General features: G+C 48.8%; 12 protein-coding genes and 1 tRNA gene. 6 read left to right on the top strand and 7 right to left on the bottom strand.

The window, feature by feature from the left end:
- Positions 1-347: 347 nt before the first annotated feature.
- Positions 348-2,309, bottom strand: a complete 1,962-nt coding sequence (gene mutL / locus MJO57_RS02995; RefSeq protein ID WP_252022879.1) for a DNA mismatch repair endonuclease MutL — start codon at positions 2,307-2,309, stop codon at positions 348-350.
- A gap of 314 nt (positions 2,310-2,623) precedes the next feature.
- Here mutL and MJO57_RS32650 point away from each other — a divergent pair, with 314 nt between their 5' ends.
- Genes MJO57_RS32650 through MJO57_RS02975 form a run of 4 tightly spaced genes read left to right on the top strand, consistent with a single transcriptional unit; the run spans position 2,624 to position 8,794 of the window.
- Positions 2,624-3,625, top strand: coding sequence for a PEP/pyruvate-binding domain-containing protein (locus tag MJO57_RS32650; RefSeq protein WP_371924761.1), 1,002 nt, complete (start codon positions 2,624-2,626; stop codon positions 3,623-3,625).
- On the top strand, positions 3,606-4,118 hold the full coding sequence (locus MJO57_RS02985) for a PEP/pyruvate-binding domain-containing protein (RefSeq protein ID WP_252022876.1): 513 nt from the start codon (positions 3,606-3,608) through the stop codon (positions 4,116-4,118). Before MJO57_RS32650 ends, MJO57_RS02985 begins: the two co-directional genes overlap by 20 nt.
- Before the next feature lie 52 nt (positions 4,119-4,170).
- Positions 4,171-4,764 carry a hypothetical protein gene (locus MJO57_RS02980; RefSeq protein ID WP_252022865.1) on the top strand — a complete coding sequence of 198 codons (594 nt, stop codon included), beginning with the start codon at positions 4,171-4,173 and terminating at the stop codon, positions 4,762-4,764.
- Entirely contained in the window at positions 4,718-8,794 is a 4,077-nt protein-coding gene (locus MJO57_RS02975; RefSeq protein WP_252022862.1) for a DUF4116 domain-containing protein, read from the top strand. The genes MJO57_RS02980 and MJO57_RS02975 overlap by 47 nt, the downstream gene beginning before the upstream one ends.
- 294 nt (positions 8,795-9,088) lie before the next feature.
- Here the strand turns inward: MJO57_RS02975 and MJO57_RS02970 are convergent, their stop codons facing one another.
- Positions 9,089-10,150 carry an ankyrin repeat domain-containing protein gene (locus MJO57_RS02970; protein ID WP_252022859.1) on the bottom strand — a complete coding sequence of 354 codons (1,062 nt, stop codon included), beginning with the start codon at positions 10,148-10,150 and terminating at the stop codon, positions 9,089-9,091.
- A 1,127-nt stretch (positions 10,151-11,277) separates the two neighbouring features.
- Here MJO57_RS02970 and MJO57_RS02965 point away from each other — a divergent pair.
- Positions 11,278-15,909, top strand: a complete 4,632-nt coding sequence (locus MJO57_RS02965; protein WP_371924759.1) for a DUF4116 domain-containing protein — start codon at positions 11,278-11,280, stop codon at positions 15,907-15,909.
- A gap of 369 nt (positions 15,910-16,278) precedes the next feature.
- Here MJO57_RS02965 and MJO57_RS02960 read toward each other — a convergent pair whose 3' ends face one another.
- Entirely contained in the window at positions 16,279-17,571 is a 1,293-nt protein-coding gene (locus MJO57_RS02960; protein ID WP_252022854.1) for an ankyrin repeat domain-containing protein, read from the bottom strand.
- Between the two features lie 243 nt (positions 17,572-17,814).
- Positions 17,815-19,248: a hypothetical protein gene (locus tag MJO57_RS02955; protein WP_252019438.1), complete on the bottom strand. Its 1,434-nt coding sequence runs from the start codon at positions 19,246-19,248 to the stop codon at positions 17,815-17,817.
- A gap of 701 nt (positions 19,249-19,949) precedes the next feature.
- Here MJO57_RS02955 and MJO57_RS02950 point away from each other — a divergent pair.
- Positions 19,950-24,596, top strand: coding sequence for a DUF4116 domain-containing protein (locus MJO57_RS02950; RefSeq protein ID WP_252022852.1), 4,647 nt, complete (start codon positions 19,950-19,952; stop codon positions 24,594-24,596).
- Positions 24,597-24,873: 277 nt separating this feature from the next.
- On the opposite strand, the gene MJO57_RS02945 is transcribed toward MJO57_RS02950, so the two are convergent.
- From MJO57_RS02945 to MJO57_RS02935, 3 genes are all read right to left on the bottom strand, one after another.
- Positions 24,874-24,964: transfer RNA gene (locus tag MJO57_RS02945), tRNA-Ser, on the bottom strand.
- Positions 24,965-25,228: 264 nt separating this feature from the next.
- Entirely contained in the window at positions 25,229-26,068 is an 840-nt protein-coding gene (locus MJO57_RS02940) for an SDR family oxidoreductase (RefSeq protein WP_252022850.1), read from the bottom strand.
- Positions 26,069-26,243: 175 nt separating this feature from the next.
- Positions 26,244-26,750 carry a lactoylglutathione lyase family protein gene (locus MJO57_RS02935; RefSeq protein ID WP_252022848.1) on the bottom strand — a complete coding sequence of 169 codons (507 nt, stop codon included), beginning with the start codon at positions 26,748-26,750 and terminating at the stop codon, positions 26,244-26,246.
- Between the last annotated feature and the right edge of the window lie 15 nt (positions 26,751-26,765).

Here is a 26,765-nt window from a genome sequence, read left to right as displayed (position 1 = left end):
TAGTAAAGTTACAGCGTTACAACGTTTAAGCACTTAAACCTTCAATGTATATCAATAAAAGAGTATTCTGCAAGCGCGGAAAGAAATGTTATCAAGTGTTGATGAATAAATGGTTGTATGAGAGTTTCAATATACAAATACGAGAAAAGAATGCTGATTTATGGTGATATAAAGCGACCAAACCAATAACGCCATGAACCAGCCTCTTGTGCACGCATCATACGCCAATACCCTGAAATCGTCATCCTCTGCAGACTTTTTTTCCGCCCGCACAGGATCAGTTGAATCACATGATCAAACATCTTGAGACTATGTTCAGACTATGGAGATTGATACCCCCACCCCATCTAACGCCCTCGCAAAAACAACTTATCCAATTGGTCCATGGTGAGCATGGTCCAGGTTGGACGACCATGGTTGCATTGTCCACTGCGCTCCGTCTGTTCCATATCCCGGAGCAGGGCATTCATCTCTTCAATGGATAGCTTTCGGTTCGCTCGCACCGAGCCATGACAAGCCATGGTGGCCAGGATTTCATTGATATGAGCTTCAATCCGGTCGCTGGTACCGTGTTGCATCAAATCGGACAGTACATCCCTCAACAATTTATCAACATCGGCATTTTGCAGCATTACGGGTATCTGGCGTACCAGCAGGGTTTCCGGCCCCATCCGTTCCAGCGTCAGGCCCAAACGGGAAAAGTACTCACTGTTTTCCTCTGCGCAGTCTGCCTCACGCTCACTGACCGATACGGATTTAGGTACCAATAGTGGTTGAGCTCGAATCCCCTGCTCCTGATAGGACTGCTTCATGCGCTCATAGGTAATCCGCTCATGAGCCGCGTGCATGTCCACCAGAATCATCCCCTGGTCATTTTCAGCAAGAATATAGATCCCTTTCAGCTGGGCAATGGCATAGCCCAAAGGCGGTGCCAGAGCATCGTTTTCCGGCAACGGCTGAGCAGGCACCGTCGCTAAAAATGCTACACCGGATTCCTGTACAGCATCATCACCCACCGCCCTGGCCTGGCTTGCATTCAATGGCTCAGCAGCGGTGGCATATAACTGACTATAGGCTTCTATCTGTCGCTTAACCTGCCCGGAAGAAGGTACTTCTGATAAAGCAGGACGACAATCATAGCTGCCACCACCGCCTGAGCGTTCACTGGCAGAGTAACCGGTACCGGAAGATGCAGGAGCCGCAGAGAGGTGAATGGTTTCCTGCCCCTGAAACTCACCGGCATCAACACCCGATGCCCGGGGTTGAGGCGGACTGGTCAATACCGTGGGAGGCAACTGATCTTCCGGGCGAACTTCGCCCAGGGCACGATTTAATGTGCTGAACAGAAAGTTATGGACCGTTCGGCCATCACGGAAACGGACTTCATGCTTGGTGGGATGAACATTGACATCCACCATGGCCGGATCTAATTCAAGGTAGAGAACAAATGTCGGATGACGCCCACTGTAGAGTACATCACGGTAAGCCTGACGAACGGCGTGAGCCACCAGTTTATCCCGAATAACCCGGCCGTTCACAAAGAAATATTGCAGGTCAGCACTGGCCCTGGAGAAAGTGGGCAGCCCCACCCAGCCATACAGTTTCAGGCCAGAGGCCGCAACATCAATAATGACCGCATGTTCAATAAATTTAGGGCTGCAAAGTGCAGCGACCCGGCGATCTTTTTCCGCCTGTGTCACCGCTGGACGAAGCTGATGGACACTGCGCTGGTTATGGCGCAGGGTAAAGCCCACATCAAAGCGGGACAGGGCCAGGCGCTTAACCACCTCTTCAAGGTGAGAAAACTCGGTTTTTTCGGTACGGAGAAATTTGCGCCGGGCCGGTGTATTAAAGAACAGGTCTTTGACTTCGATGGTGGTCCCCACCGGGTGCGGTGCGGGCATCACCTGCGCTTCCATATCCCGGCCTTCCACCCTGGCTTGCCAGCCGGACTCCTGCTCTGCAACATTCGACGTCAGGGTCAGTCTGGAAACCGAGCTGATGGAGGCAAGGGCCTCGCCACGAAATCCAAGGGTGGCGACACCTTCCAAATCTTCCAGTTCGGATATCTTACTGGTCGCGTGACGGGAGAGCGCCAGGGCTAACTCCTCCTGAGGTATACCGTGGCCATCATCGCGGATACGGATCAATTTAACACCTCCGTTTTCCACCTCAACCGTCAGGCGCCCGGCCCCGGCATCAATGCTGTTTTCCAGCAGTTCCTTCACTACAGACGCAGGGCGTTCCACCACCTCGCCGGCGGCAATCTGGTTAGCCAGTCGATTATCAAGGAGACGAATGGGTTTCATGGTCAATTACCAAGTCCAATAAGCGTGCACAGACCTATGGCTATCTGCACAGGTGACTGACTACAACAATGCCGGGAGGAACTTTTCCCGGATTACACCATCAAATATTAGAGATGAAACGGAATTACCAGATAAAAGGGATTGTTTACATGTGTACTATTCAGCCAGGCGCTGCAGGTTATGTTTCCAATGACTATTCACAGCCCAATGGTCATTTTGTCTGCCAGGTATTAGCGAATACCGCACTTACCAACCCACTCGGTAATATCACCCCATCACTGATTGTATCAGTTACCTGAAGCAATCGGCCCCCGATGCAAGGGATGCGTTTCATTCTTTCGAATCTGAGGGTGAGGTGCAAGATTTATCGAAAAACTATCTTCCAGAGGTTTAGCCGTTGGGATAAAGAACTAAATACAGGGATTGCAATCATGTTGAGTACACAGCCAGATGTTAATAGCCTCTGCGACCCAGGCTCTTGTTCCACCCGTTTGCCTGACACCGGAGCTGCTGGCATCGCCAATCCTGACACTCCGGTATCCGGCGTTCCAGATATCCAAGCTTTTTCTTTAAAAAGAAAGTGCCAGGCTACCGAGAGCAATGCGACGGTAACGCTTGGCTGTGCCGACCGAAAAATCAATGCAATACCATTAAAAATCAGACGCTGTAGCGAATCGCAGTTGGACGTCCATTCCCAAAATATCCCAAGCCGGGAAGGGTTGGGTGGGAAAGGGATGTTCCTGACCCTGATGCAGAACGCAGGATTACCCGTTCCGCCGTTTCGCTGCATTAAGACGGACACCGTGCAGGCGCTTGAAAATGTTCAGCTTGATGTCCGCCCATTACTGGCGACGCTGAAGGATGGCCATGAGTTTCCCGATGAAACAGCCAGTCTGGCGGCCATGAAACGGTGGATAGCCAGAATGGACCCATCGGAACAACAGCAGCGTTGGCTTGAAGCACTCTATTCATTTGTTGCCGGGCCGGATTGTTATCAGCAAATACGGGCACTTCCCATTGCCGACACCCTGCGCACGGTTTATGAGGATTTGCGCACCGGCCTGACACCACCCGATAGCCCGGTTATCGTGCGCAGCTCCGGCGTGGCTGAGGACTCGTTTGGTAACGCCCAGGCCGGCAAGTACGAATCAGTGGTGCATGGCCAGGCAGATATTGTAGCCACCTGTCTTCAGGTACTCGCTTCGGCCTACCGTCCTGCTGTGTTTTCCCAACAGGCCACTCAAGGCATGTCAATCATTCTGCAACAGTGCATTCCATGCCGTGTGGTGGGTGGCCATGAGTTATCGTGGCATTGAGGACAGCACGTTAGTGATTGAGTATGGACCGGGGCAACCCAAGGCGGTGGTGTCCGGCAACACGGTATCACCCCCATGTTATGAGATCAAGCGTAACGGCAAGCAGTGGGAGGCGGTCTTCAACCCCGGAAGTCCTGATGGTGGATTCGTGTTGCGCGCCAATGAACAGGGTGGCTATGTTGAAGAGTGGACCACCTTTGACGGTAACACTGAAGCGCTGCCCCTTGGCAAAGACACTCTGGACAGTCTGGTTCAGGGAGGGAAAAAACTGGAAGATGCGCTGATGTCGCCGGTGGATTTTGAATTTGCCATTGATCAGGATAACCGGGTCTGGTTTCTGCAGGTGCGCCCGATTACCCGTCTGCCCGGCGGCAGCCAGTTTTCCATCGCCTCTCCTTCCCGCTATCTGGATCAGGGAACCCCGGTCAGTGACGGTTGTGGCTCAGGGTTGGCGCTGGCCACCGATCGTCCATCACGACAGCTGTCTGCCTGACAACGTCGTCCTGTTTTGTGATCATGGCGGTGACTGGCTGCTGGCGCCTGAGGTGCTGGCGAAAATCCAAGGGGTGGTGCTGAAAATCCAAGGGGTGGTGCTGAAAAAAGGCGCTCGTAACGACCATATATCCATCAGCTTGCGACAGGCAGCCATACCCTGCCTGTTGGTGGACCAGCCCCAATGGTGGCCTGATGGTGATTCCCCTGAGCAGGTCACACTGGTGTGTGGCCAGTTTCAGCAGCAGTCCGGTGGTTTTTTGTTGTCGGGTGATCGGGAGCAGGAATTGCTGGGTCTGAGTGGCGGCTCTGCCAGCCCCGATTATCAAACTGCGTTGGCGACCCTGCAGGCATGGCAACCTGCGCTGCCGGAAAAAGAACCCTGTGTCGCACGCTGGTTCTCGTGGCTGAGCGAGCAAAATTCCAGGCTGCTGAACTTTCTCGGAGCGGAACGACTGGTCAATCTCTGTTTGTCGAAAAACGGCGCAGTCCAACTGAGCATGCACCCCGAACGACGGGCGATTTTGCAAGGCTGTGTCCGGGAGATCGGCAACTTTATGCAAGAGACCCGGGCTTTTCTCTCCGGCTACGAAGTTTTTAATGCTGGGCGCAGCCGCAGATCCGAAACTGGAGCAGTCATATCGTGAGGAGATAACAGCGCTTGATCAGCAACTGGCGTTGCTGCAGGCAAAGGTTGAACAAACACTGGCCGATGTCACCAGGCCATTCCTGTCTGAAGGGGAGTTACCTGCCTCGGGTTCGGATTTTCAACAATGGCGGGCCAGTTGTCAGTTACTGAAAGACCTCCTGCAACGGCTTGAGTCGGTCAATTCTGTACAGCGCATCGAGAGTGTCCATGAACTGATTCTATGGTTGCACAAATGTTTTATTGCCAGGCTCTGGCCCGTGGCCACCGCTTCCGGGCAGGGTACCGTGAGCAGACTGTTTACCACCAAGTTTTCTGGAGCACATTATGACTGTTTTCATATTATTGACTTTTCAACGTCTCAGGAAGCGCCATTATTCGACAGCACCTGCTATGACGCACTCAGACAATTTTCTGCCGACAGCGCGACCGTTCTCAACATGCCAGAGTGTACCCGGTTATCGATCCAGCTCCAGGCTCATGCCTGTACCATCGATCTGTTGGAACAGGCCGACAGTGGCAAACAACGGACCTTTCGGTTGTGTTATTCGGAGCCATTGACCGGGCCATCGAAAGAACTCCGACGTGCAAAGTTGCAGCGAGTGTGTTTTTTGACGCAAACACTGTCTCAATATCAGAAAAATAACGGTTTTGATGCCCCGGAAGTCCATTTCAATGAACAGACAGGTCAGGTCCTTTTTGAATTCACTCACCTTCCTGCCAGAAAAGATCTGCAGCGGATGTTTGTGGACATTCTGAGTGTATTAAAAAAGTTGGCCAATGTGGACTTTTTTTTGGAGTCATTAAATCTGGATGAAAGTCAGACACAATGGAATATGGCCGCGATCAGGGAACGGCTGAATAATCCTGCTTTCTCTGCGACCAATCAATTCGCCCTGGAGCATATTTACTGGTGCTTTGCTTACAAGGAGAGAGAATCACTGATTAGCCGCTGCACCCACGATAGGACAATCCGCCACCTGGTTGAAGCGGCACTGATCTTTTCCCACCCTTCCACTTGCACCAGTGAAATTGAAGCCTTGCTGGAAGATCAACCGGAAACAGACAGAAATACATTACTTTGGCATTGGTTACTTTCTGATCCAGGCAAAGCCAAGCCTCTGGTTGAGCAATCTGTTAACTGGTTAGCTGACGAGACAATGGCCCTGCGTCTGGTGTCCCAAAATGGCCACATCCTCGAACACCTTGCTCCTGAAATCCGCAACCGGCGAGCCGTTGTTTTTGCTGCCATCAAAAGCCATCCCGAAGTCATTGCCAAAGCGCCGGAATCCTTTAGAAACGATTTGGAAATGATGAATTATGCGTTGGCAAATGCAGTAGATCCTGAAGGCTTGATTGCTCTAATCGGGGCAGAACTGAGGTCAAATCCTGTGCTTTTCCGTCAGTTGTTAACCACAGCGGTTGAAAACAAAGCATCTGCTCTTTCCTCTGACGCTATCACCGCATATCTGGAACAGAATCCCGAATTTTATAAAGAGCTTGTTCTGTTGGCCATAGAGCGAGCAAAAGACGTTTTCTACCCAATATACCGCAACGCTTGCAGGATAAACCTGCTTAAGAACGATCCTCTTTATCGAAAACTGGCCTTAGCGATGGTGTCACAAGAATCTTGTGAGGATAATCTGAAATATTTGTCGGATTGGAAGCACGATCAGGAGGTCGTGTATACGGCGGTTGGCTATGAACCCTTGGCATTGAAATTTGCCGGACCTGAATTTCAAGCGGATAAAGCATTAGTCAAAGAAGCTGTCGGGAAGATGGGGAGAGTTCTGGAATTTGCCAGTGAAGAACTCAGGGATGATAAAGAGATTGTACTGGCAGCCGTCAGAAATAATGGCTCTGCCCTGAAATACGCCAGTGAACGATTAAGGGCTGATCCGATCATTGTTTCCGCAGCGCTGAAAAATACGGCCTATGCCTTGAAGTTTGCTGCTGAGCCATTTAAACAGGCCCCCTATTACCTTCGACTGGCTGTTCATCATCATGATTCTAAACAAACTATTCGCGCTTATCTTGATGAGGTACAGCGTGGCAATAAGGAATTATTAACCATTGCCGTGTCAATAGACCCCAATAGCTTTGAATACGCCAGTCATGGACTAAGAGATGATGAAGCATTGGCGCAGCTGGCGGTGCAAGGTAACGGTATACTGCTCGAGTTTGCCAGTTGCACGCTGCGTGGTCATAAGCCTACTGTCCGGCTAGCCGTGCAACATAATGGTTTGGCACTTGAGTATGCCAGCTGGGACTTACGGGACAATGAAGATCTGGTCAGGCTGGCAGTACAAAATTACGGTATGGCGCTGGAGTTTGCCAGTGAACGGCTCAGAAATAATCCGGAAGTAGTCAAACTTGCCCTGCAACAAAATCCGTCGGCGCTCCAGTTTGCCAGTGATGCCTGTCGCAATGATCCAGAACTGGTCGGCATGGCTTTGGAGCTTGATGGCAATGTCCTGCGGTACGTTGGACGTTCATTACAAAACGAGCCCTGGGTCATTACTGCAGCTGTTAATAGTATCGGGGCTGTTGCTGTAAGGCATATTCAACAATCCATTGCCCGGGAGTCCCTGGCGGTTGAATTTGTCGCATCCCCCTCGGAAACAGCAGACACTGAAGACTGTGGTAGTGTTTCTTCAACAGATACGGCCACTGAAGATAACCCATCCGTTGATACTCCCGACGACATTGTTCAAACATGCACACAAAACGACATTTGTTATGAAGATCTTTTCTCTGAATCTTTTCTGGCAGAAATAAAAATATTGTGTGACAAGAGTACTGTGAAAGATATACCGAAAGCTGAAGGTGGCACTAAACCTGTTTATCTTCCTGAATCCTGTCCGCAAATAGTGTTAAAACACATTAATAAAATAAATGCACAAGCCAGGTTAGATCAAAAGCAGAAAGTCAGGGAGGTGCTTAGTCAATTGGAATGTTCACACCTGGTGGTTCCAAAAGCGATTGCCTGCAATGACTTTCTGGTAGAAGAGAGATTACCAATAAATATTGACATCTATCATAATTTACGTTGTTACTTATCAGAACCGGAATTATTTGATGAGCCAGTCCGGGAAATGGTGAGACTTTCATCTAAATTTTTTATGCAAAATATACTGACTGGCATTCCCTTTTCCCTCAAATTTAGATATTTAGACGGTGTCAGGTATTATCCAAAATATGAAAATCTACCTCTTTATTCAGTAAAAGAGAATGGCTTAAAACAAGGCAGGATAGGGCTGATTGATCTTGAAGCTTTCTTTCATGAAGAAAGCAGTGGCCAAACCCTGCCATATTTGGCAAGAATATTCCCACTCCATGAGGATATCATTCGGGATGAGGCTGACCGTTTAGGGTTACCATACGATGAAGATGAACTGAGTATGGCTTTTTCTCAAGGTAACAAGTGTCTCAAAGCCGGGTATTCTGATCATGCTGATTGGTTAAAATCAAAAGGCATTACCAGTGAATATATGAATTGGTCCTTTGATATCAGCCAAAAATCGTCAGATGGTTTGAATAATATAATTCAACAAGAGTTAATTCTTATGAATCAAGGGAAGAGTGTCGTTTATACACGAAATGTTATTGAAAATCCCAGGGGAGGTTTTTTGACCGGAGAGGCGATCTCTTCAGCAAAAATGCTCACTGACAAAATAGCACCGATGATTATCGCTAATTTAAAGCAAGTAATGAGTGAGTATATTTATCAAAACACATCTGGCAAGATTTTTACTGACATCACAGAAGATCAAATGATTTTTTTAAGATCACCCATTGCCAAAATCTCACGTTATTACCAAGGTATTGAAGATGTTCTTGATTCTTCTCCTTGTTTTCATCTCAATAACATTAAATCGGGTGAACTGTCCTCCATTGCAGAGCAGTTAACCCATAGTGCATTGAGTCACCTGGTGACTTGTAAAGAGATACTGTATTACAGCCAGAAAGTGTACGATGGTATTGAAAAATACTATTCGCCCTACTCAAAACGTTGCTGGCTTGGCTATTGAGTATTTTTATAAACGAGGAGTGGGTTTGCGCTCATATTGGTATGGGCTCGGATTGCCGGGAGTCCCTGGCGGTTGAATTTGTCACATTACCCTTGGAAAAAGCAGACACTGAAGACTGTGTTGTTCTAAATTCCGTTTTATTCGGCCAATAGAACCGCTATTAACTTCAGTTAAAGGAATTTTTATCCCGGATTCTCTGTAATCCTCGCTACGGGCTATTCTCGGACAGCCTCTTAGGCTGTTGCCGAATCTGATTATCCCATGTAAACAAGATCCGGCAGGTACGCAGACCGTTTAAAATAGCCGACAGCTGGTCGGGCCGGATTGATTATTGTGTTGTTTTGACAATTGCTGTTTTCTCAGCATTATTTGTTCCTGCTCTATTGCCCTTAACGCCCCATGATCTTCATTTTTCAGAAAAGATAATGGTCGACCTAGACGGCCAAGTCCAGCTTCATAAAATCGTAAGGCTGCGGTACGTTTAAAACCTTCGTCACTTCGATCTTTTAAACAACCCAGATCACTTATTTCAAATTTTTTCCATGGATCTTGGCGTTTGAAGATAAATGCGCCGTCAATAGTCCCTCTGTCCTCTTCCAGTGTTGCACCATGTTGTAATAATCTCTTAACAACTTCGATGTTATTAGCGAAAGCTGCAAGATGCATTGGAGTAGCACCATCGTCATTTTTTTTTCTTACATCTGCGCCATGTTTAACTAAGATATCAATGCTCTTAATGTCTCCAAAATGAGCAGCCACTTGAAGTGGAGTTATGCCTTCGGAACCGAGTGTTTTATTTGCGTTAGCGCCCCTGTTCAATAACAGCTCAAGTATTGCAGGATTTCGCTGCTCGTCAATTTTTTCATAAAGTTCTTTATCGCCAGCAATGGCAGCATAAAGTAAGGATTCATAGAGTTTCTTAGGATGTTTTTTAATTTCAGCTCCATGATTCAACAATATTTCCACTGCTTGTACATTATTCTTGGCAATGCTAATCCAAAGGGGAGTCTGTCCAGCATTATTGCGAACATTGATATCAGTCCCGGGATGATTCAATAATACTTTCATAGCCTCGAGATTATTATTAGCGGTTGCCAGCATAAGGGGAGTCTGTCCAGCATGGTTACGGACATTGATATCAATCTCAGGATATTTGCACAGTTTGTTAATAAGCTCACTATTATTCTTTATGGCCGCCAAGTGTAGTGGGTGCAAAGCGGTTGACATGCCTGAATACTTTTGAAAACGGTGTATCCCTGCAGGGCGAATGCTCAGCAGCTCATTAACCTTTTTTATATTACCCGATAAGCAAGCTGTTGCCATTCGGTTATCGAATTCATTGTCATCTATTTTCACTTCGGACGACGATGCAGGATTTGAGCCTGATATTGCCTTAGTCCCCTCCTTTGCGAAAGACCGCGCTGAAGATTGAGCATTGCTATCATTAATTACCCGACGGCCGACGGGAGTTGCCGATGGGTTAGTCGGGTACAAAGAGGAATAGCTTGGCGGGGGGAAATCTTGGGTTGAACGGTTATCAACCGAGTAGTTTGCGAATTGACTTGTATCTGGATTCGCTCTGTTGGATTGACAGGGAGGGTTTATTTCGATGGCAACTGAAGGCACGCTGGTTGCCGGGGAAGTTCCGGTTGGACTGGCTAACATCGTTTAGATCCCAGGTTGTATTCAGGAAAATTGATAAACATTCAGAGGTATCATAAAAGGTTGCAGAGCAGCACTGTATGACAGACTCTGAAGTTACCCCGGTTGATATGCTTTACATTTAGGGCATTAAAGAGGGTTAATTACTCTCTTCTTGCACTCAGACCAGTGACTTATTCCATAGTTCCTTTCGTGTATTTATTTTTCATAAAAGCCCCATTCCTTGTTTTTGTGTCAACAGAAACAGGCTATCAACTTAATGGAACGGAACCCTATCATCCAAATAACCTTACCGTTCTTTCTAGTGGTAAGTAGGGTAAAAATTGAAAACGGATATTTCTCAGCCACTGCGTCAGAACTAACGGGAAATGCTCCTCAAAAGCAAACTATGGACTACTTATAGGCCCGGATTGCCCGGAGTCGCTGGAAAAATAAAACACATAATCAGTGAACATTTTGCGACCGTAATTGTCCAATTCCAGGGTGAAGATGAAGAGGCTGTCGCAAAACCCTCGTTCCCACGCTCCGCGTGGGAATGCATACGGATCTGGCAGCATGAGAAAGAGCTACTGCCTGGCAGGGTTTTCGGGGGCTTCATGCGAGTATGGTATTTGTGGCGGGATCGGTATGCATTCCCACGCGGAGCGTGGGAACGAGATGTCCGGAGTGTTCGGAGGGTTTTGCGACAACCTATGAACGCTTGGGACGAGGACAACACTTGAATAATTGATGGCATGCCAGCCAGCATGAAACGCATTCGATAATATCTGGCTGGCAAATGTCATGACTCAATAAATATTAAACAACATAAAGGGATTTTCATGATGTTAAATGCACCCTATGACTTTAGTAGGTACTCTGACGCAGGGTCTGGCTTTACAGTTTTGCCTGATATCGGAACCGCTGGCACCCCTAACCGTGAAACCCCAACATCCGGCATTGCAGATACTCATGTTGCCTTCTCTTCGCCAATAAAGTACCAGACTACCAGAAGCGATACGACGATAAAGCCTGGCTGTGCCGACCGAAAAATCAATGCAATACCATTAAAAATCAGACGCTGTAGCGAATCGCAGTTGGACGTCCATTCCCAAAATATCCCAAGCCGGGAAGGGCTGGGTGGGAAAGGGATGTTCCTGACCCTGATGCAGAATGCAGGATTATCCGTTCCGCCGTTTCGCTGCATTAAGACGGACACCGTGCAGGCGATTGAAAATGTTCAGCTTGATGTCCGCCCATTACTGGCGACGCTGGAGGATGGCCATGAGTTTCCCGATGAAATGGCCAAAACGACCAGTCTGGCGGCCATAAAACGGTGGATAGCCAGAATGGACCCATCGGAACAACAGCAGCGTTGGCTTGAAGCACTCTATTCATTTGTTGCCGGGCCGGATTGTTATCAGCAAATACGGGCACTTCCCATTGCCGACACCCTGCGCACGGTTTATGACGATTTGCGCACCGGCCTGACACCACCCGATAGCCCGGTTATCGTGCGCAGCTCCGGCGTGGCTGAGGACTCGTTTGGTAACGCCCAGGCCGGCAAGTACGAATCAGTGGTGCATGGCCAGGCAGATATTGTGGCCACCTGTCTTCAGGTACTCGCTTCGGCCTACCGTCCCGCTGTGTTTTCCCAACAGGCCACTCAAGGCATGTCAATCATCCTGCAACAGTGCATTCCATGCCGTGTGGGCGGAGTGGCCATGAGTTATCGTGGCATTGAGGACAGCACGTTAGTGATTGAGTATGGACCGGGGCAGCCCAAGGCGGTGGTGTCCGGTCAACACGGTATCACCCCCCATTGTTATGAGATCAAGCGTAACGGCAAGCAGTGGGAGGCGGTCTTCAATCCGGGAAGTCCTGATGGTGGATTCGTGTTGCGCGCCAATGAACAGGGTGGCTATGTTGAAGAGTGGACCACTTTTGACGGTAACACTAAAGCGGCTGAACCCCTTGGCAAAGACGCTCTGGACAGTCTGGTTCAGGGAGGGAAAAAACTGGAAGATGCGCTGATGTCGCCGGTGGATTTTGAATTTGCCATTGATCAGGATAACCGGGTCTGGTTTCTGCAGGTGCGCCCGATTACCCGCCTGCCCGGCGGCAGCCAGTTTTCCACCGCCTCTCCTTCCTGCTATCTGGATCAGGGAACCCCGGTCAGTGACGGTTGTGGCTCAGGGTTGGCGCTGGCCACCGATCGTCCAATCAACGACAGTTGTCTGCCTGACAACGTCGTCCTGTTTTGTGATCATGGCGGTGACTGGCTGCTGGCACCTGAGGTGCTGGCGAAAACCCAAGGGGTGGTGCTGAAGAAAGGTGCCCGTAACGACCATATATCCATCAGTTTGCGACAGGCAGCCATACCCTGCCTGTTGGTGGACCAGCCCCAATGGTGGCCTGATGGTGATTCCCCTGAGCAGGTCACACTGGTGTGTGGCCAGTTTCAGCAGCAGTCCGGTGGTTTTTTGTTGTCGGGTGATCGGGAGCAGGAATTGTTGGGTCTGAGTGGCGGCTCTGCCAGCCCCGATTATCAAACTGCGTTGGCGACCCTGCAGGCATGGCAACCTGCGCTGCCAGAAAAAGAACCCTGTGTCGCACGCCGGTTCTCTTGGCTGGGCGAGCAAAATTCCAGGCTGCTGAACTTTCTCGGAGCGGAGCGACTGGTCAATCTCTGTTTGTCGAAAAGTGGCACAGTCCAACTGAGCATGCACCCCGAACGACGGGCGATTTTGCAAGGCTGTGTCCGGGAGATCGGCAACTTTATGCAAGAGACCCGGGCTTTTCTCTCCGGCTACGCACAGTTTTTAATGCTGGGCGCAGCCGCAGATCCAAAACTCGAGCAACCATATCGTGAGGAGATAACAGCGCTTGATCAGCAACTGGCGTTGCTGCAGGCAAAGGTTGAACAAACACTGGCCGATGTCACCAGGCCGTTCCTGTCTGAAGGGGAGTTACCTGCTCCGGGTTCAGATTTTCAACAATGGCGGGCCAGCTGCCAGTTATTGAAAGACCGCCTGCAACGGCTTGAGTCGGTCAATTCTGTACAGCGCATCGAGAGTGTCCATGAACTGATTCTATGGTTGCACAAATGTTTTCTTGCCAGGCTCTGGCCCGTGGCCGCTGCTTCAGGGCAGGGTAAACTGAGCAGAATGTTTACCAACGCGTATCATGGAGTAAAGCCCAAATGTTTTGATATTGTTGACTTTTCAGTATCTCAGAAGCAGCCATTATTCGACAACACATGTCGTGACGCACTCAGGCAATTTTCTGCCAAAAGCTTGACCGTTCTCAATCTGCCAGATTGTACCCGGTTATCGATCCAGCTCCAGCATCATGCCTGTACTATCGACCTGTTAGAACAGGCCGACAGTGGCAAACAGCGGACCTTGCGATTGTGTTATTCAGAGCCATTGTCCGGGGAATCGAAAGAACGCCGACGTGGAAAGTTACAGCGAGTGTGGTTTTTGGCACAAACACTGTCTCAATATCAGAAAAATTGCGGTTTCAATGCCCGGGAAGTCCATTTCAATGAACAGACAGGCCAGGTCCTTTTTGAATTCACTCACCTTCCTGCCAGAAAAGACCTGCAGCAGATGTTTGTGGACATTCTGAGTGTATTGGATAACCTGGACAATCTGGACATTCTTTTGCGGTCATTGAATCTGGATGAAAGTCAGACGCAATGGAATATGGCTGCGATCAGGGAACGGCTGAATAATCCAGCTTTCTCTGCAACCAATCGATTTGCCCTGGAGCATCTTTACTGGTGCTCCGCTTACATGGAGGGAAAATCACTGATGAGCCGCTGCACCCAAGATAGGGCAATCCGCCACCTGGTGGAAGCGGCACTGATCTTTTCCCAACCTTCCACTTCCATCAGTGAGATTGAATCCTTGCTGGAAGATCAACCAGAAACAGGCAGAAATACATTACTTTGGCATTGGTTACTTTCTGATCCAGCCAAAGCCAGGCCTCTGGTTGAGCAATCTGTTAACTGGTTAGCTGACGAGACAATGGCCCTGCGTCTGGTGTCCCAAAATGGCCGCATCCTTAAACACCTTGCCCCTGAAATCCGCAACCAGCGGACCATTGTTTTTGCAGCTATCAAAAGCCATCCTGAAATCATTGCCGAAGGGCCGGAATCCTTTAGAAACGATTTGGAAATGATGAATTATGCGTTGGCAAATGCAGTAGATCCTGAAGGCTTGATTACTCTAATAGGGGCAGAACTGTGGGCAAATCCTGTGCTTTTCCGTCAGTTGTTAACCACAGCGGTTGAAAACAAAGCATCTGCTCTTTCCTCTGACGCTATAACTGCGTATCTGGAACAAAATTCTGAATTCTATAAAGAACTTGTTCTGTTAGCCATTGAGCAAGCAAAAGATAATTCGTACAAAATACCTCTCAGCGCTTACAGGGAAAACCTGCTTAAGGACGATCCTCTTGATCGAAAACTGGCCTTAACGATATTAGCGCAAAAAACTTTCGGTCGGCATCTGAAATATTTTTCGGATTTAATGAACGATCAGGAGGTAGTGTATGCTGCAGTTCGCTCTCACCCCTTCGCGTTAGAATATGCCGGAGCTCAATTTCAAGCAGATAAAGCATTAGTCAAAGAAGCTGTCGAAAAAATGGGGTTAGTTCTGCAATTTGCCAGTGAAGAACTCAGGGATGATGAAGAGATTGTACTGGCAGCCGTCAGAAATAATGGCATTGCCTTGGCATTCGCCAGTGAACGATTAAGAGCAGATCCGAAAATTATTAAAGCAGCACTGGAACATGCGGCCCATGCCCTGGAGTTTGCCGCTAAGCCATTCAAACAGGACCCCTATTACCTTCGATTGGCTGTTCGTCATCATGATTCTCAACACACTATTCGTCGTTATCTTGATGTGGTTCAGCGTGGCAATAAGGAATTATTAACCATTGCCGTGTCAATAGACCCCAATAGCTTTGAATACGCCAGTCATGGACTAAGAGATGATGAAGCATTGGCGCAGCAGGCGGTGCAAGGTAACGGTATACTGCTCAAGTTTGCCAGTTGCAGGCTGCGTGGTCATGAGCCTACTGTCCGGCTGGCCGTTCAAAAAAATGGTATGGCACTTGAGTATGCCAGCCCGGACTTGCAGGACAATGAAGAACTGGTCAAGCTGGCAGTGCAAGATTGCGGTTTGGTACTGGAGTTTGCCAGTGAACGGCTCAGGAATAATCCGGAAGTGGTCAGACTTGCCCTGCAACAAAATCCGCTGGCACTACAGTTTGCCAGTGATGCCTGTCGCAATGATCCAGAACTGGTCGGCATGGCCTTGGAGCTTGATGGCAATGTCCTGCGGTATGTTGGACGTTTTTTGCAAAACCAGCGCTGGGTCTTGACTGCAGCCGTAAACAGTATCGGGTCTGTTGCTGTAAGGCATATTCAACAATCCATTGCCCGGAAGTCCCTGGCAATTGAATAAAATGGTTCAATAAGATTTACTTCTTATGAAAAAGAGAGATGAGGTAATTATTTGAATAAAATTTTGAGGCTCTATTTTGATTACGAACTGCTCTACAGTGAAAACTGACTGTAGGTCACGAAAAACAAGGATTGAGCAACATTACCGGACAATATGCTGACAACCTTTGTAGATAAAGGGCTTCAGCAATGTTCAACCCAGTAGCAGTCTGAAATCCTACAAGAGCCAATTTTGATTATCAGCAAGCTCTCTTCCATAGATCGGATATTCCGATGAGCAAGCATACCGGATCTTATCTTCCAATGAATGTATGATCCGGCAGCTATCCGGGCTGTTTAAGGTAATCGACAAACTGAACGGAGATAATTGCTATTGCTGTTTCTCAGGCAATGGATTTTTTCTCAACATTATTTGTTCATTCTCCATTGCTCTTAAAATTCCATGATCTTCATTTTTCAGAAATGATAATGGTGTACCATAACAGCCGTTTCCTGCTCTCTCCCATGCATCCTGATAGTCTAAATTAGCGCGTAACTCGTCTCTGGTTTTAGGATCTTGAATTTGTTTCATCCCTAAACCTACGCGTTTTAAGTAAAATCGGCGGTCAATCCCCCCAGCCTGATCTTCCAATGTTGCACCATGTTGTAATAATCTCTTAACCACTTCGATATTTTTAGTGAGAGCAGCAAAGTGCATTGGAGCAGCGCCTCTGTTACTTTTTTTCCTAACATCTGCGCCATGTGCAATTAACAGGTCTATGCTACCAATGTCTTCAAAATGTGCCGCTACATGAAGTGGAGTTATACCCCCTATAGAACAGAGTTTTTTATTTGGGTCGCAGCCCCTGTTTAATAGCAGCTCCAGTACTGCGGTGTTATGCTGTTCGTCAATATTCTCATTAAGCGCTTTATCACCAGCAATGGCAGCATATAGCAAAGTATTATGAAGTTTGTCAGTACGTGTTTTAATATTGGCTCCATGGTCCAATAGCAGGCTTACTGCTTCTGCGTTTTTATGAATGATGCCAATCAAAAGGGCAGTCTGTTTAGCATTATTTTGGGCATTGATGTCAATCCTGGGATGCTTCAATAATAACTTCATCGCCTCCAGATTTTTAGCGGCTGCCATCATAAGGGGAGTCTGTCCATCATGAGTAATTACATTAATCGGGATCTCAGACTTTTCGCAAAGGGATGCTATAAGGTCCGTATTGTTCTCTTTGGCTGCCAAATGCAGTGGGTGCATTGCAAATGGCTCGCCAGGATACTTTTGAACACGGTGTATCCCCGTAGGGCGAATATCCAGCAGTGCATCCACTTCTTTTATATCCCCCGATAAGCAAGCTGCTGCCATTCGGCTATCAAACTCATTGTCGCATATTCCCAGTTCATACAGTGGTGCAGGTTGTGAGCCGGATGTCGCCTTGGTCCTGTCATTTGCAAAATGCAGTGCTGAAGATTGAGCTGTGGCGTCATTAATTTCCCGATCACTGACGGGCGTTGCTGATGCGTCAGCGCTAGTCGGGGACAAAGATGAATAGCTCGGAGGAGGAAAATCGGGTAATGGCAGGTTACCTACCGAGTGGTTTGCGAAGCGACCCGCACCCGGATTCTCTCTTTCGGATTGACAGGGAGGGTTTATTTCGATGGCAACTGAAGGCACGCTGGTTGCCGGGGACGTTCCGGTTGGACTGGCTAACATCGTTTAGATCCCAGGTTGTATTCAGGAAAATTGATGAAACATTCAGAGGTATCATAAAAGGTTGCAGAGCAGCACTTTATGACAGACTCTGAAGTTACCCCTGATATGCTTTACATTTAGGGCATTAAAGAGGGTTAATTACTCTCTTCTTGCACTCAGACCAGTGACTTATTCCATAGGGTGAAAGTCTCATATTGATGAGTACTAACGTTCAATATTACCCTTCCCTGATGAAAATGGAATCACATTATCACTGACCATATTTACCTTGGCCCGGTACGTTACCGACAGCAGCATCCAGCCACAGTCGAACCAACCACTTTGAATTAGTGACCTGAGTGTCAGAATGCCTTGCCCCCCGGGACACCGCCAACGCATTCCCGAACACTTCATTCGCTGTGTAACCAGCGTTTTACAGGACGCCTCAATGACCCCTGAGCCTATGGGCAGGTTGCGCGACAGGTGTTCTGCATAATTCATCCGTAACCGGTTTTTTCTGAAGTACTTTAACTCTGTCTTTAATTTCGATCGGCGGGGATGCTTGCTATGCTGGTAAGCCAGTGCCTTGATTATTTTTTCAACCCCACCCGGCTCCTCCTTCAGGATATGTCGGTAGGTGCTGAATTTCTCTTTGGACTTCGCGCTATTTTCACCGTAAGCCAGGTCAAATGCCTTCTTCAGGTGTTCTGCCGCATGGTAATAATCAACAATTTCTTCTCCCTCCGGTAGCTCTTTGGTGAAGTATGTCCAATTGTCCCGGGCTCCATCTGCCACTTTGACCAGAGTCAGATTTGGCTTTTGCTGAAGCACCTTATCCAGAAGGTTTGAAAGGGATTTTTTCAATGTCGCTTTCTTGCTTTCAGGCATTCGTCCCATCCTGATCGTAGAGAGGCGATCTCCCTGGTCATCGTAAAACGACAGTGTTCCACAACTGGCCTCCTGACAACCTGCTGGCCCTCGGGTACGTTTGCCATCAGCAACACTCTTTTCACGTTTCTCCTGACGCTTGCCGTCTTTCATTGGTAGCATCACACCGTCAAGGGAAGCAGCTACCGTCACCGCGTCAGGCGGTACTGTGAGATTCTCCGCGAGAAGGGTCTCGAAAGGGTCAAGGTGCTGCTCCCATTGTTCGTTGAGTTTTTTGGGAAGACGTGCCAGAGAGCTGGTTGAGGGTGACATATTCCCCATTAGATCGAGTAAGCTTTTTACGTCCGCGGGCGGCAACTGGGCAACCATCCATGCTGCTTGCTTCGCAGCCTTTGGTAACCAGTAGCCTTCTACAACGCCAGCCTTGAGCTCTAAAGGGACAATGCACTTATCCCCGGCATTGCGGTAGAGGCTGCGCAATACCCGGACAGGTCCTGCTGCTGACTGGTAGGTTTGATAGCTGCGTAATGCCTGGTGATACACGACCCCATTCACTTCGATAGAAGCTTTATTGATGTCTAATTTTTGCAGTTCTTCTGCCAGTATTTCTCGCTCCGCCTGAATAAAGAGGGAGTGAATCTCGTTTTCATGATCCTCAAAATGCTGGATTGGATTATTGGACTGACGAAGTAGGGTCAGTTTTTGCTGCAGTTGGTCAATAGCAGGACAGGAATCATTGGCGACTTTGGTTAGTGGCTGACATACTTCCATCGGAGCGGCCTCTCACAGTTGACTCTTTGTTTGCTGTTAGAATCATAGCTGTGTTTGGCTGCTCTCCATTCAGTTTGAAAAATTTGGTGTTACGTCTGTTTGCTGTAGCTCAAGGCCTGTGGGTGTGATCAATATGAGACTTTCACCCATTCCATAGTTCCTTTCGTGTATTTATTTTTCATAAAAGCCCCATTCCTTGTTTTTGTGTCAACAGAAACAGGCTATCAACTTCTTAATGGAACGTAGCCTCATCATCCGAATGACCTTACCGTTCTTTCTAGTGGTATAGGCCCGGATTGCCTGGAGTCGCTGGAAAAATAAAACACATAATCAGTGAACATTTTGCGACCGTAATTGTCTAACTCCAGGGTGACGAGGCTGTCGCAAAACCCTCGTTCCCACGCTTCGCGTGGGAATGCATACGGATCTGGCAGCATGAGAAAGAGCTACTGCCTGGCAGGGTTTTCGGGGGCTTCATGCGAGTATGGTCTTTGTGGCGGGATCAGTATGCATTCCCACGCAGAGCGTGGGAACGAGATGTCCGGAGTGTTCGGAGGGTTTTGCGACAACCTATGAACGCTTGGGACGAGGACAACACTTGAATAATTGATGACATGCCAGCCAGCATGAAACGCATTTGATAATATCTGGCTGGCAAATGTCATGACCCAATAAATATTAAACAATATAAAGGGATTTTAATGATGTTAAATGCACCCTCTGATTTTAGTAGATACTCTGACACAGGGTCTGGCTTTACAGTTTTGCCTGATACCGGAACTGCTGGCACCCCTAACCGTGAAACTCCAGCATCCGTCATTTCAGATACTCACGCTGCCTTCTCTTCGCCAATAAAGTACCAGACTACCAGAAGCGATACGACGATAAAGCTTGGCTGTGCCGACCGCAAAATCAATGCAATACCATTAAAAATCAGACACTGTAGCGAATCGCAGTTGGACGTCCATTCCCAAAATATCCCAAGCCGGGAAGGGTTGGGTGGGAAAGGGATGTTCCTGGCCCTGATGCAGAATGCAGGATTATCCGTTCCGCCGTTTCGCTGCATTAAGACGGACACCGTGCAGGCGCTTGAAAATGTTCAGCTTGATGTCCGCCCATTACTGGCGACGCTGGAGGATGGCCATGAGTTTCCCGATGAAATGGCCAAAACGACCAGTCTGGCGGCCATGAAACGGTGGATAGCCAGAATAGACCCATCGGAACAACAGCAGCGCTGGCTTGAAGCACTCTCTTCGTTTGTTGCCGGGCCGGATTGTTATCAGCAAATACGGACACTTCCCATTGCCGACACCCTGCGCACGGTTTATGAGGATTTGCGCACCGGCCTGACACAACCCGATAGCCCGGTTATCGTGCGCAGCTCCGGCGTGGCTGAGGACTCGTTTGGTAACGCCCAGGCCGGCAAGTACGAATCAGTGGTGCATGGCCAGGCAGATATTGTAGCCACCTGTCTTCAGGTACTCGCTTCGGCCTACCGTCCTGCTGTGTTTTCCCAACAGGCCACTCAAGGCATGTCAATCATTCTGCAACAGTGCATTCCATGCCGTGTAGGTGGGGTGGCCATGAGTTATCGTGGCATTGAGGACAGCACATTAGTGATTGAGTATGGACCGGGGCAACCCAAGGCGGTGGTGTCCGGCCAGCACGGTATCACTCCCCACTGTTATGAGATCAAGCGTAACGGCAAGCAGTGGGAGGCGGTCTTCAACCCCGGAAGTCCTGATGGTGGATTCGTGTTGCGCGCCAATGAACAGGGTGGCTATGTCGAAGAGTGGACCACCTTTGACGGTAACACTGAAGCAGCTGCCTCCCTTGGCAAAGACACTCTGGACAGTCTGGTTCAGGGAGGGAAAAAACTGGAAGATGCGCTGATGTCGCCGGTGGATTTTGAATTTGCCATTGATCAGGATAACCGGGTCTGGTTTCTGCAGGTGCGCCCGATTACCCGTCTGCCCGGCGGCAGCCAGTTTTCCATCGCCTCTCCTTCCCGCTATCTGGATCAGGGAACCCCGGTCAGTGACGGTTGTGGCTCAGGGTTGGCGCTGGCCACTGATCGTCCGATCGACGACAGCTGTCTGCCTGACAACGTCGTCCTGTTTTGTGATCATGGCGGTGACTGGCTGCTGGCGCCTGAGGTGCTGGCGAAAATCCAAGGGGTGGTGCTGAAAAAAGGCGCTCGTAACGACCATATATCCATCAGCTTGCGACAGGCAGCCATACCCTGCCTGTTGGTGGACCAGCCCCAATGGTGGCCTGATGGTGATTCCCCTGAGCAGGTCACACTGGTGTGTGGCCAGTTTCAGCAGCAGTCCGGTGGTTTTTTGTTGTCGGGTGATCGGGAGCAGGAATTGCTGGGTCTGAGTGGCGGCTCTGCCAGCCCCGATTATCAAACTGCGTTGGCGACCCTGCAGGCATGGCAACCTGCGCTGCCGGAAAAAGAACCCTGTGTCGCACGCTGGTTCTCGTGGCTGAGCGAGCAAAATTCCAGGCTGCTGAACTTTCTCGGAGCGGAACGACTGGTCAATCTCTGTTTGTCGAAAAACGGCGCAGTCCAACTGAGCATGCACCCCGAACGACGGGCGATTTTGCAAGGCTGTGTCCGGGAGATCGGCAACTTTATGCAAGAGACCCGGGCTTTTCTCTCCGGCTATGAACAGTTTTTAATGCTGGGCGCAGCCGCAGATCCGAAACTGGAGCAGTCATATCGTGAGGAGATAACAGCGCTTGATCAGCAACTGGCGTTGCTGCAGGCAAAGGTTGAACAAACACTGGCCGATGTCACCAGGCCGTTCCTGTCTGAAGGGGAGTTACCTGCCCCGGGTTCGGATTTTCAACAATGGCGAGCCAGTTGTCAGTTATTAAAAGACCACCTGCAACGGCTTGAGTCGGTCAATTCTGTACAGCGCATCGAGAGTGTCCATGAACTGATTCTATGGTTGCACAAATGTTTTCTTACCAGGCTCTGGCCTGTGGCCACCGCTTCCGGACAGGGCAAAGTGAGCAGAATATTTGCCATCAAGAATTATGTAGCAACGCCTCTATATGTCGATATTGTTGATTTTTCGACGTCCCGGAAAGAGCCATTATTCGACAACACATGTCGTGACGCACTCAGGCAATTTTCTGCCAAAAGCTTGACCGTTCTCAATATGCCAGATTGCACCCGATTATCGATCCAGCTCTATGAGCATGCTTGTACCATCGATCTGTTAGAACAAGCCGACGGTGGCAAACAACGAACCTTTCGGTTGTGTTATTCAGAGGCATTAGCCGGGGCATCAAAAGAACGTCGGCGTGGAAAGTTGCAGCGAGTGTGGTTTTTGATGTTCACACTGCTGCAGTACCAGAAAAATAACGGTTTCAATGCCCCGGAAATCCATTTTAATGAACAGACCGGTCAGGCCCTTTTTGAACTCACCCATCTTCCTGCCAAAAAAGATCTGCAGCGGATCTTTGTCGACATTTTGAGTGTATTAGAAGAGTTGGGCAATATGGACCTTCTTTTGGAGTCATTGAATCTCGATGGAAGTCAGACGCAATGGAATATGGCTGCGATCAGGGAACGGCTGATTAATCCTGCTTTCTTTTCAACTAATCAATTTGCCCTGGAGCATATCTACTGGTGCTTTGCTTACATGAAGAGAAAATCACTGATGAGCCGCTGCACCCACGATAGGAAGATTCGTCATCTGGTTGAAGCGGGACTGATTTTTTCCAAGGCGACCTCCAGTGAGATTGAAGCCTTACTACACGATCAATCAGCAGAAGACAGGAATACATTACTTTGGCATTGGTTACTTTCTGATCCAGACAAAGCCATGCCCGTGGTAAACCAATACGTTAACTGGCTTGCTGACGAGACAACGGCCCTGCGTCTGGTGTCCCAAAATGGCCATATCCTCAAGTACCTTGATCCTGAAATCCGCAACCAGCGGGCCATTGTTTTTGCCGCCATCAAAAGCCATCCTGAGGTCATTGCTGATGTGCCAGAACCCTTTAGAAACGATGTTGAAATGATGACTTGTGCTCTGGCAAATGCGGTAAACCCTGCAGACTTAATTGCCTTTACCGGAGCAGAGCTGTGGTCAAATCCCGTGCTTTTCCGTCAGTTGTTAACCACAGCGGTTGAAAATCGGGCATCTGCTCTTTCCTCTGGCGCTATGACGGCGTATCTGCAACAAAATCCCGAGTTCTATAGAGAGCTTCTTCTGCTGGCCATGGAGCGAGCAAAAGACGATGCCTATCGAATATATCTCAGCGCTTGCAAAAAAAACCTGCTTAACGGCGATCCCCTTTATCGAAAACTGGCCTTAACGATATTGGCCCAAAAAAAAATGGGCCATCTGTTGGAATATTTTAAGGATTTGAATAACGATCGGGACGTAGTATACGCGGCAGTTCGCTCTGACCCCATTGCATTGCGATATGCCGGACTTGAACTTCAAGCGGATAAACAATTAGTCAAAGAAGCAGTCGAGAAAGAGGGACACGTTCTGGAATTTGCCAGTGCAGAACTCAAGGATGATAAGCACATCGTGTTGGCAGCCGTCAGCAACGATGGCACTGCCCTGAAATACGCCAGTGAACGATTAAGGGCTGATCCGGAAATTGTTACCGCAGCGTTGACAAATACAGGCCGGGCACTAAAGCATGTCAATGAACAATTTAAACATCTTCAGGATTACCTTCAATTGGCGGTCAACCATCGTATGATTTCCAATGCTATCGTTTTTTTTGATGCGGTTCTGCGTGGCAATAAGAAATTATTAACCATTGCCGTCTCAAAAGCCTCCAATAACTTTCAATTCGCTACTCAGGAGCTGAGAGATGATGAAGCGTTGGCGCGACTGGCTGTGCAAAATAACGGCGCAATGCTGGTGTATGCCAGTAGCAGGCTGTGTAATCACAAGGACGTTGTCTGGCTTGCCGTTCGGCATAATTGTATGGCACTTGAGTATGCCAGCCCGGAATTGCGGGATAATGAAGAACTGGTCAGGCTGGCAGTGCAAGATTGCGGTTTGGCGCTGAGGTTTGCCAGTGAACGGCTTAAGGGCTGTCGGGAAGTGGTCGAACTTGCCCTGCAACAAAATCCGCTGGCGCTACAGTTTGCCAGTGATGCCTGTCGCAATGATCCAGAGCTGGTCGGCATGGCTTTGCAACTTGATGGCAATGTCCTGCGGTATGTTGGACGTTCATTACAAAACGAGCCCTGGGTCATTAGTGCAGCTGTCAACAGTATCGGGGCTGTTGCTGTAAGGCATATTCAACGATCCTTGGGCTTACGTGCTGACAGAGTCTTTAGTGGTCAAGTTAAAATGGGCACCTGATTAAGCTGCTTTCCTGAGTTTGTCACTTTCTACCTTGTCATCAACTGCACTATTGTGCTTAACGAGGTGTCCAAAGACATTAAACCACTTCATTTTCAGGAGGCAATCAGTTTGAGCACGTTATCCGATATGGAGGATGGTACGGAAGAGCAACAGAAGGAATGGAAGAAATAACGATTTAAGTCGAAAAATACAGGGTATGTTTCGCCGTCGACACTTCGTTGACAGAAAAAGACAATGTTTAGAAAAGGAAATCAAGAGATTACAGAAGAGATAATGGCGGTGAGGGAGGGATTCGAACCCTCGGTACGCGATTAACGTACACACACTTTCCAGGCGTGCTCCTTCAGCCACTCGGACACCTCACCGTTTGTTCAAAACGTTTGCCGCCCTGAACAGGTGGCGTACTTTATATCACCTGTGTCACAAAGGCAAAAAGAATAGGCTCTATTTTGATTACGAACTGCTCTACAGTGAAAACTGACTGTAGGTCACGAAAAACAAGGATTGAGCAACATTACCGGACAATATGCTGACAACCTTTGTAGATAAAGGGCTTCAGCAATGTTCAACCCAGTAGCAGTCTGAAATCCTACAAGAGCCAAAGAATATATACCTACGGGTAAAAAAAGTCACCGAAGGCGATGCAGACCAAATATTCTACCCAGAACGGTCTCAAGAACAGCGGTTGGCAACAGTGCTTTCAGTACTGGAAAGGCCCGGCTGCCATTGGCCAGGCGGATGATGTTGAGCCTGCGTCCGGACTCCAGTTTATCCACCAGGTCACGACAGAAACGATCTGTCGGTGTGGGGTTATCCTGTGAAGCATTGGCTCGCGCCCTGACCTTTGCGTCAATGGGTCTATAGAGGCTGTCCGGGTTGAACACGTGTTGCAACACCCGGCTGGCATTATCCGCAAACCGGGACTGGACGGCCCCGGGTTGAACCGTTACCACCTGCACACCAAAAGGCTTTAATTCCATTCTCAGCACATCAGACAGTGCATTGAAGGCGGCTTTTGAGGCACAGTAACTGCCTGAAAACGGGGTAAACAACACACCGGAGATACTGCCAATATTGACGATAGTCCCCTGTTTGCGGGCACACATGCCAGGAGCCACCTTACGGATAAGGGTCATGGGCGCAAACACATTGGTGGAGAACTGCTGTTCCAGCTCTTCGCCGGGCATATCCATCAATGGTCCCATGCTGCCATAGCCCGCATTATTCACCAGTATATCCAGATGACCATCGCTGCTGAGAATATGCTGCACCACCTCATGCACCCGGGGCTCACTGGTCACGTCCAGCTCCAGTACCCGGATATTCTGATCTGTCAGCGTCTGAATGTTCTGCAGGTTACGGGCGGTTGCCCAGACCCGATAGCCTCTTCGCTGAAACTCCAGGGCCAGTTCCCGGCCGATGCCACTGGAACATCCGGTAATCAGTACATTTTTAGTGTTTGCGGGCATGGTTTATCCCTTTGCGGGTCTGTATATAATTTTCAGCTCCACGCTAGTGTAAAAAAGTGCTGATTGCCATACAACGCACACCCTCAGGGCGATGGGAGCGAGATGCCAACAGCAAAAAGTGCACAAGAAAAACTTTTCTTTGTGCACTCTGTAATCTCTGCAATTGGCCTGAAAATCAGCTATAGGCACCCGCTGAGTAGGTTAACTCATAGCTGTGGCTGTAGATCTCCAGGATGTTGCCAAACGGATCTTCCATGTAGATCATGCGGTAAGGCTTTTCGCCCGGGTAGTAGAACCGTGGTTTTGCCATACGGCGCTTACCACCGGCGGCAACAATTTTTTCTGCCAGCCCTTCGACATCCGGATCCTGTACGCAGAAGTGGAAAATGCCGGTTTTCCAGTATTCGAAGTTATTTTCAGGGTTTTCCTGGTTTTTGAACTCAAAGATCTCAACACCGATCTTGTCGCCTGTGGATAAGTGAGCAATGCGGAAGTGCTCCCAACCGGCCCCAAATACATCGGTACACATCTCACCAATGGCACTGTCGTCTTCGACAATCGTGGTGGGTTCCATAATCAGGTACCAGCCCAGTACTTCGGTGTAAAACTTAACGGCCTTTTCCAAGTCTGGAACAGAAATACCGATATGAGAAAAGGTTCTTGGGTATACTTGGTCTGTCATTGTCTTCTACCTCAG

The organism is Endozoicomonas sp. SCSIO W0465, from assembly GCF_023716865.1.
In the GTDB taxonomy this organism is placed as follows: Bacteria; Pseudomonadota; Gammaproteobacteria; order Pseudomonadales; family Endozoicomonadaceae; genus Endozoicomonas.
This window is presented reverse-complemented; position numbering and strand designations above follow the sequence as displayed.

Coding starts and splice junctions, on each gene's coding strand:
- mutL (WP_252022879.1), bottom strand. CDS start 2,309: ATGAAACCCATTCGTCTCCTTGATAATCGACTGGCTAACCAGATTGCC.
- MJO57_RS32650 (WP_371924761.1), top strand. CDS start 2,624: ATGCAAGGGATGCGTTTCATTCTTTCGAATCTGAGGGTGAGGTGCAAG.
- MJO57_RS02985 (WP_252022876.1), top strand. CDS start 3,606: ATGAGTTATCGTGGCATTGAGGACAGCACGTTAGTGATTGAGTATGGA.
- MJO57_RS02975 (WP_252022862.1), top strand. CDS start 4,718: ATGCTGGGCGCAGCCGCAGATCCGAAACTGGAGCAGTCATATCGTGAG.
- MJO57_RS02965 (WP_371924759.1), top strand. CDS start 11,278: ATGATGTTAAATGCACCCTATGACTTTAGTAGGTACTCTGACGCAGGG.
- MJO57_RS02955 (WP_252019438.1), bottom strand. CDS start 19,248: ATGGAAGTATGTCAGCCACTAACCAAAGTCGCCAATGATTCCTGTCCT.
- MJO57_RS02950 (WP_252022852.1), top strand. CDS start 19,950: ATGATGTTAAATGCACCCTCTGATTTTAGTAGATACTCTGACACAGGG.
- MJO57_RS02940 (WP_252022850.1), bottom strand. CDS start 26,068: ATGCCCGCAAACACTAAAAATGTACTGATTACCGGATGTTCCAGTGGC.
- MJO57_RS02935 (WP_252022848.1), bottom strand. CDS start 26,750: ATGACAGACCAAGTATACCCAAGAACCTTTTCTCATATCGGTATTTCT.